At 64.1% G+C, this 7,629-nt stretch carries 6 protein-coding genes; 1 reads left to right on the top strand and 5 read right to left on the bottom strand.

Features of this window, described 5'->3' with window-relative positions:
- On the bottom strand, nucleotides 1-231 hold a 231-nt coding region (locus tag F4Z81_01685), incomplete at its 3' end, for a RidA family protein (protein ID MXW03757.1).
- A 279-nt stretch (nucleotides 232-510) separates the two neighbouring features.
- On the opposite strand from F4Z81_01685, the gene F4Z81_01680 reads away from it, so the two are divergent.
- Nucleotides 511-3,174, top strand: coding sequence for a BamA/TamA family outer membrane protein (locus F4Z81_01680; GenBank protein MXW03756.1), 2,664 nt, complete (start codon nucleotides 511-513; stop codon nucleotides 3,172-3,174).
- 32 nt (nucleotides 3,175-3,206) lie between these two features.
- Here the strand turns inward: F4Z81_01680 and F4Z81_01675 are convergent, their stop codons facing one another.
- The 4 genes from F4Z81_01675 to F4Z81_01660 are packed head-to-tail and all read right to left on the bottom strand — an operon-like array spanning nucleotide 3,207 to nucleotide 7,619.
- Nucleotides 3,207-4,385, bottom strand: coding sequence for a hypothetical protein (locus tag F4Z81_01675; GenBank protein MXW03755.1), 1,179 nt, complete (start codon nucleotides 4,383-4,385; stop codon nucleotides 3,207-3,209).
- A gap of 45 nt (nucleotides 4,386-4,430) precedes the next feature.
- Nucleotides 4,431-5,486 carry a hypothetical protein gene (locus tag F4Z81_01670; protein ID MXW03754.1) on the bottom strand — a complete coding sequence of 352 codons (1,056 nt, stop codon included), beginning with the start codon at nucleotides 5,484-5,486 and terminating at the stop codon, nucleotides 4,431-4,433.
- A gap of 13 nt (nucleotides 5,487-5,499) precedes the next feature.
- Nucleotides 5,500-6,423: a DUF4956 domain-containing protein gene (locus tag F4Z81_01665; protein MXW03753.1), complete on the bottom strand. Its 924-nt coding sequence runs from the start codon at nucleotides 6,421-6,423 to the stop codon at nucleotides 5,500-5,502.
- A 47-nt stretch (nucleotides 6,424-6,470) separates the two neighbouring features.
- Nucleotides 6,471-7,619: an amino acid ABC transporter substrate-binding protein gene (locus F4Z81_01660; GenBank protein MXW03752.1), complete on the bottom strand. Its 1,149-nt coding sequence runs from the start codon at nucleotides 7,617-7,619 to the stop codon at nucleotides 6,471-6,473.
- Between the last annotated feature and the right edge of the window lie 10 nt (nucleotides 7,620-7,629).

Raw genomic sequence — 7,629 nt, 5'->3', positions numbered from 1 at the left:
CGTACCGGGGATGTGCCCGATCTGGCCGGAGAGGAACAGCAGGCGCCCCACGCGCACGGCGTCCGAGAAGGGCAGGTTCATGCTCGCCGTGGTCTCCGAGGTGAGGTAGACCGCCTCGGGGGAGGGCGGGGCCGAGGTCGAGGAAGAGGCCGGGGGCGCCGATTCGTCCTGCTGGATTTCAGCGCATCCCGAGACGAACATCAGCGACATAGCGGCATACATCAGCGACATCACAAAAACCATCGAGGGTATGGGGATTTTCCGCGATGGCAAAGCGGCGTCGTGCAACGGCACGGAGGTAATCCGCGATCGCATAACGACAGCGCGTAGTCTTCCAATCATGTTGCGCTCCACTTGTAAGGAGTATCTGCCCAGGCGAGTAAACGGGTTCCCAAATATGAAATGGTAATCCTGAAACTAACGAATTGCAGTTGACCCGGTCAAGCGTACATGTTACTTGTTGTGATGAAAGCGCACATGTAGTCCCTTGCGTTGAACTCGGGATTCCCCATGATCCGGAACACACGCTCCAACCGTCCCAGGCGTCGGCGGCCCGCCGCGCCGCTCGTTACGGCACTGCTTGTCGCCGCGCTGTCTCTCGTGGACGCACAATCGGCAGCGGCGCAGGCCGGCCAGCGCATCTTCCGCTCGGTCCCGGCACCGGGCGACACGATGCACGTAGCCGTACCAGGCGGGCGATTCGAGAAGGGCGGTTTCGGCCGGTGGTTCTACGGCAGCGACTACCGCCAGCTCTGGACGACGCCGCTCGAATTGCCGGTCCTCGACCTGGATGCCGTGGGCGGCGGGCTGTCGCCCATGCGCCCGGGCGGCGCCGGCCAGTCTATTTCGCTCCATTTTATGGGTGAGGACGGCCGCCGCTATACGGTGCGCTCGATTGACAAGGATCCATCCAAGCGGTTGTTGGAGGAACTCAAGGACACGATTGTCGAGGACGTGATCCAGGACCTCGTGAGCGCCCATCTGCCGGCGGCGGGCCTGGTGGTGGACGCCCTCATGGAGGCCACGGGCATCCTGCATGCGCCGCACCGGCTCGTGGTGATCCCCGACGATCCCAGACTGGAATCGTTCCGCGAGGAATACGCCGGACTGATCGGCACCCTGCAGGAACATCCGTCCGAAGCCCCCGGTAACGAGCCGGGGTTTGCAGGATCCCGCAGGGTGAGCGGCTCGGAGCGGTTGTACGAAGGTCTTGAAGAATCTCCCTGCGAACGCGTGGACGCCAGGGCCTATCTCAAGGCGCGACTCATCGATTTCCTCATCGGCGATTCGGACCGGCACCGCGGCCAGTGGCGCTGGGCCCAATTCCCGGCCGGCGACTGCTACACGTGGCTGCCGGTCCCCGAAGACCGGGACAAGGCCTTCATCGACCTGGACGGTCAGTTCATGAAACTGGTGCGCCGGATCGAGCCCAAGTTTGTCCGTTTTCAGGAGGAATATCCGAACCACAGGGGGCTGTCCCGCACGGGCTGGGAACTGGATCGGAGGCTACTGTCTGAATTGGAGTGGAACGCCTGGGAGGAGGTTGTCGCCACGTTTCAGTCCGAATTGCCGGACCCGGTGATCGACGAAGCCGTGAGGCGCCTGCCGGATCCGTTCTACACGCAGGTGGGGGACTTCCTGGCCCGGACGCTCAAAGTGCGCCGGGACACACTCGGTGACTTCGCGGCGCGGTACTACGGGTTCATCAGCAACGAAGTCGAAATCCGGGCGACGGACGAGGACGAATACCTCGAACTGGAACACCGGGCAGACGGCGCGCTGGAGGTGCGCATCAGCTTGGCCGGGACGCCGGACAGCCCGTATTTCCGCCGTACCCTCTACCCCCACGAGACAGAGGAAGTGCGGATCTACCTGCACGGCGGGGACGATCAGACCAACGTCGTCGGAGACCGGGCCAGGATCAGGGTGCACGTGGACGGCGGCGGGGGTGATGACGCCTTCGCGAACAACTCCCGGGCAGGACGCCGGACGACGCGGTTCTACGACGCGCGCGGCAGCAACCGCTTCGAAGGCGGCCGGGCGCACGTCAACGAGCGACGTTTCGTGCGGCCGAGGAACGAGAGCGCGATCTCGCAGGACATCTATACCCTCGACTGGGGCCGCGTATCGGGTATTCGCCCGGTGGTCTACTACAAGTCCGACTTCGGCTTCTACGCCGGGCTTCAGTACGCCCGGTTGAGTTATGGCTACCGGAAAGCGCCGTATGCCGCACGGTACGCCATCGACGTCGGCGTCGCCACGCGGGGTGGAGTGAAACCCTTCGTCACCTATTCCGGCCGGTTCCGGCATATGCTTCGGAGCCTGGACGGACAGCTGGAGATGGGGTACTCCGGCATCAACATGGTACGCTTCAACGGCTTCGGCAACGACTACAATCTCACGGAGGACGAGCCGTTCTACGAGCTGGAACAAGCGCAGTTCCTTCTCGCACCCGCCCTGTCATTCACCGGTTCCGGTGACGCGCACGGCAAGTGGAACCTGGCGGCCGGCCCCGTCGCCAAGATCACCTACACCTCACTGGACGAGAATGAAGGGAAGTACATCGCATCCTACGAAACGCCGCTGTACGGGACGGGATCCTTCGGGCAGGCCGGGGTGCGCGGGGAAGTCGTCCTCGACACCCGCGACCATCCGGCGCACGCCCGGCGGGGCGCGCGGATCAGGCTGGCCGGTGAACTCTATCCGGCGCTGTGGGACGTCGAATCGATCTTCGGCAATGTCACGGGGGAGGCGTCCACCTACCTCTCGGCTAACATCCCCGCCTCCCCCACCCTCGCCCTGCGCGTGGGCGGCAAAACCGTCCTCGGGGAGTATCCCTTCCACGAAGCCGCTGCGATCGGCGGTTCCGAAAACCTGCGGGGATTCCGCAAGTTCCGTTACGCGGGGGATTCCGCGGTCTACGGAAACGGCGAGATTCGTTTCCGGCTGACTCCGATCAAGTTCCTGGTTCCCGGTGATCTCGGCGCGTTCGGCGCCGTCGACGTGGGGCGTGTATTCTACGGGAACGACCCGGGCAATGCCGACAACTGGCATATCGGCCGGGGCGGCGGGCTCTGGGTATCCTTCACCGAGCGGCGGGCGACGCTGAGCCTGGCGATGATGGACAGCAAGGACAAGACCGAGCTGTACCTGTACTTCGGGTTCATGTTCTAGGGGAGGGCCGGCCGATTGTCCGACCCGTCCCGCTACGGAATGTGCATCTGGAACACGGGCGTTTCCCGCCCCGTTCTCACGACGCGCACGACCGGCACGGCGGGATCTCCGTCTCCCTCGAGACTGACGAAGTCGAGCACGACGAATCCCGGGACGGCATGGGCGAAGATCGTTTCGGGAAGGTCGGTCACGCGCGTCACCTTGCCTGTAGAGCCCGCCCCGCTCACGATGTGCATCCGGGCGACCTCGTCGCCTTCGAAGAGCTGCAGGCTGTGATCATGTCCCGCGGCGTAGACAAGGGGCCTGTGCCTTACGAGTGCGATCTCGACTTTTTCCGCGAAGTCCACATATTTCGGGTGATGCAGCGTGAGTTCCGAGCGCGGCTGCAGCAGCAGATAATACAGGTTTACCAGGATATCGATGAGCATCCCTTGCCCCAGGTCGGCGCGGTCGCCGGCCGACCGCAGCGGATAGTGACTCGCCAGGATCACGTAGTGGTTTTCCAGCGAGGCGAAGGCGTCGTCGATCCGCTGTCCGAAATCGCCACCAGCACACCTGCTGCTGTCGTGGACCTCGGAGAACCAGGGCAACCAATCGATGGCGACGACCGCGATCCCCCGTTCCATGCTTACCCCGGGTCGTAACAACTCGCGGACGGCGGGGCCCGGACATCCGTCGCGGGGAAGGAAGTCCACGTCGCCCCCGGACCAGGCCAGTACGAACTCCTGCTGCGCTATGACGCGATCTCCGGTCCAGTCCCGCGGCGAAGATCCCCAATCGTGGTTGCCCGGCACGAAGATCCGGAGCGCAGACGTGGCCTCGAGTTGCTGGCGCAGAACGGACTCGCCCCAGGCGCGGTTATCCTCCTCCAGTCCCGACGGGTATAGATTGTCGCCCAGCAACAACACGGCGGCGCGATCCTGCGGAACCGCCCACTGTCCTATTGCCGCCAGCGTGGGATCCTCCGGAACCGGCTCCCCGGTGTCTCCAGTCAGAATGATGCGAAAAGCGACCCGGGCCGTATCGGCTGGGCCGGTGACGCCGATCGTGTCCGCCGGAGCGTTCCACCGGATGAACGGGTCTCCATCCGCGTCGTAGTTCTCGCCCCGGAGTCGTCCGGCATGGCAACCCGCCAGGACTACGGCCAGCGCCAGCAACAGCGCGGTCACCGGCCGGAAAACCCGTCGGAATGCCACCATACCCATATACATTTTCGCTCGTTGTGCCTTCCGCCGGGCGATATTCGATCCTCGCAATTACTGTCCCTTCGCAACGGGGTAGAAACTCAGGGTCGCGCGCTTGCCCGCCCCTTCGTCCGCTATGACCAGCGTATGGTCCGAGGCAAAGGTGATGCCCTCGGCCTGCCGATGCAAGCTGGCCTTAAGTCTGCGTACGGCAAGGACCGTTCCACCGGAGGTGATCTCGGCAACGGCGCGCTGGCGGGCCGCCACGATAAGCAAATTGCCCGAAATCGGATGCCGTTCGATGCCGGAGGGCTGGAATGTGTCGCGATCGATGGGGCGGGCGAACGCGGCAGCCTCGATGAGGATGGGACCGCCTTCTGCGAGCCGCCTGGAATCGAGCGACCAGCGGTAGATCGCTACCTGGTCCCCCTGACGGGGGTTTCTGGGGTTCTTGCTGAGGAGCAGCAGCTCGCGCCGGTCCGGATCATACGCGAGTCCTTCGATTTCATGCACTCGTCCGACGCCGGTCTCATACCGGTTGTAGGGAACGGCCGCCCCGTCGCCGCCTTCGCCGAACTCGTACAGCCGGCCCGCGCTCGTGACGAGGTAAAGCCGGCCTTCGGCGGCGGCGATGCCTTCGAAGTCGTCGGCGACCCGGCCCCGCGGACCGCCGAGTTCGAAGTCCTTCACGATCGAACCGTCGCGGATGTCGATTTCTACTACCGTGCCTCTTTCGTCATCGTGAGCGAGAAGCCGGTTCCCCGCGAGCATGGCCAGGCCGGAGATTTCCCGCAACCGCCTCGGCAGCCTGAATTGCTGGTCCGGCGCTTCGAGATCGTACCTCCCGAGGAGAAGAGGATCCTCCGGGGCCGCCGCAGTGGAATCAGCAATAGAGGTCTGGGCAACCGTGGCTCCGTCCCTTGCGTTCACGGCGGAATCCATCGCCGCGCCTGCCATCGGGGGGCCGACGCCATCATCCTGCATCGCAGCCGCGCCGACGCCCGGTTCCTCCAACGCGCCGACGCCAGGTTCGTCCGGCGCGTCCTCCCCCACGAACATGGCCACCGCGAAGAAGACCACGCTCAAGCCCAGAAACGCCACCAGAAGCTTATTGCCCGGGGTCCTCATCTACCACGTCTCCTCAGGGTTGCGGCCGCTCCTCCAGCTCCACCCTGGCGGCATGTCCCTCGGTGATCTTCTCCAGCGCCGCGGTGAACGCGGCCGGGTCCGCCTTCTTCTTCATCCGGACGTCGAACTCGACGATCGAAGCGTCGTCCCCCTCTTCCACGACCCCCGCGAACTGCCAACGCGCGGCATAGTTCGCCAGCAGCGCTTCGGCGGCTTGCTGCGCCGCTTCGGAGCGCGACGTGTGTACCCTGAGCCTGGAAGTGAAGGGCTTGGGCTTTTTACCCTCCCCGGGATCGCTCCCGTCAGGCCCCGGGTGCCCTCCGGCCGGATGCACCAGCCTGAGCCCGGACAGTACCGCGGGCTCCGCGCCCCAGTTCATGCGCCAGACGACGAGCACCACGGCATTGAAGGCCACCGAGGCCAGGATCGCCACCGAACCGTACTGGATCCCGGCGGCCAGCCCGATGCCGATGACAATGAACATATAGATGGCGTCCATGGTCTCGTTCAGTGACGTGCGGAAGCGTACCGCGGCGACGATACCCGCGATACTGAAGGCGAGGGCGATGCTGTCCTTCACCAGAAACACGACGAGGGCGATCGCGATGGGGACGACGAGGAGTGTCTGGGCAAAGGACGGGTCGTATTTCTTTCGGGGCCGCGTCCAACGATAGACCCAGACTACGGGCAGGGCGAAGAGAAAGGAAAACAGCAACGACATGGTCACGGGAACGAACACCTGGGACAGGCCCGCATCGGCCTCGAACTGTTCAAAATCCAGGGTCGGAAGGGAGCTGTCCTCGATCCGTTCGGCCACCTGAAATTCGAGGAAGACCCCCGGAAGCAACTCCCACAGGGCCGCGAAAAAAAGAAACGAGGCGATGTAATAGACCACGAGCCGGATAATGATATGGTCGAGCAGGGTCGATCCTTTCATGGGTCACCTCGGATTCGTGCGATGCGAGGGCGGTCAATCCATACGCCCTACCACGTGAAGCTGAATGACCCGGCCGTGCGCGGATCGGGTCCGGCCCTGCCTTCATCCGGGGCCTTGTACCGGCCGGGCACGGCAGACCAGTCTTCGTAGACGTTGCCGTCCAGGAAATAACGCCGCGACATACCGGGTCCCATGGCCGGCCTGTCCGATAGGAAGAGTTCGTAGAAATGCGCCGGCGGGTCCGGACCGGTCAGATTGCCGTAGGGGATGTACTCGCCGAGGCCGTCGCCATCGACGTCCGCTCGGATCCAGTCGAGCATGAGCAGCCGGTGATAGGTACCTTCAGCCATCATGGCGCGCACCTCGCCGTTGAATCGCGAAACAATCGTATCCGCGCCGGGAAGCGTGCGGTTTACGGCGAGGTGAAGCGAACGGGTGAGCAGCGGCGTCGAACCGAACACCAGGCGAGTCCGTGCTTCGTCTCCGTGATTAGCGATGAGGTACTGGACGACCAGGTCGTCCAACAGCGCGTAATCCACCTCCCCGTTCAGGAGGCTCGCAACGCCGTCCTCGTCACTGTTCGAGCGGACGAATTCCGGCCCGCCCTCTGTCTCTGCCACATTCGCGTACGCGGGCCCGGCGACCAGGGCGACCTTCGTTCCGGCGAGGCCGGCAAAAGAGGCAGCGGATACGTCGCTGCCCGCCCGTCCTACGAGGATCAACCGGTTCTCCAGATATGGCTGCGAGTAAATCATCGCATCATCCCGCGCTTCGCTCCCCCGGACCGCCGCACTTCCGTCGAACGCCCCGGTCAGCAGTACGGACGACAACTTCTGCTCGTCCATGACAACCGTATCGGCGCCGATGCCCATGCGCCCCAGGGCCGCGTCGACAAGGTCGAGGGCGAACCGCGGTTTTCCCGGCGCGTCGGCGAAAGGCGACCACGTTGTCGTCACCAGCCGCAGCGGCCGGCCTGACAGCGCGGAATGGCCATCGAATCGCGCGCCGGAAGCGGACGCGGACTCCGGACCATTCGTGGCGGCGCCTTGTTGGAATGAACCTCCTGATGGATCGCCGGGCTGTACTTCGCTTTCGGAATCGAATAGCGCGAATTCCTCCACGATCACCGCCACCACGAAAAACACGAAGCTGAAGATAAGAAACCAAACCAGCAGTTTGTTACCCGGTCTGTACATGATCCTTACC

The organism is Gemmatimonadota bacterium, assembly GCA_009835325.1.
In the GTDB taxonomy this organism is placed as follows: Bacteria; JAAXHH01; JAAXHH01; order JAAXHH01; family JAAXHH01; genus JAAXHH01.
The sequence above is the reverse complement of the archived record's forward strand: the minus strand, read 5'-3'. Positions and strand labels throughout refer to the sequence as shown.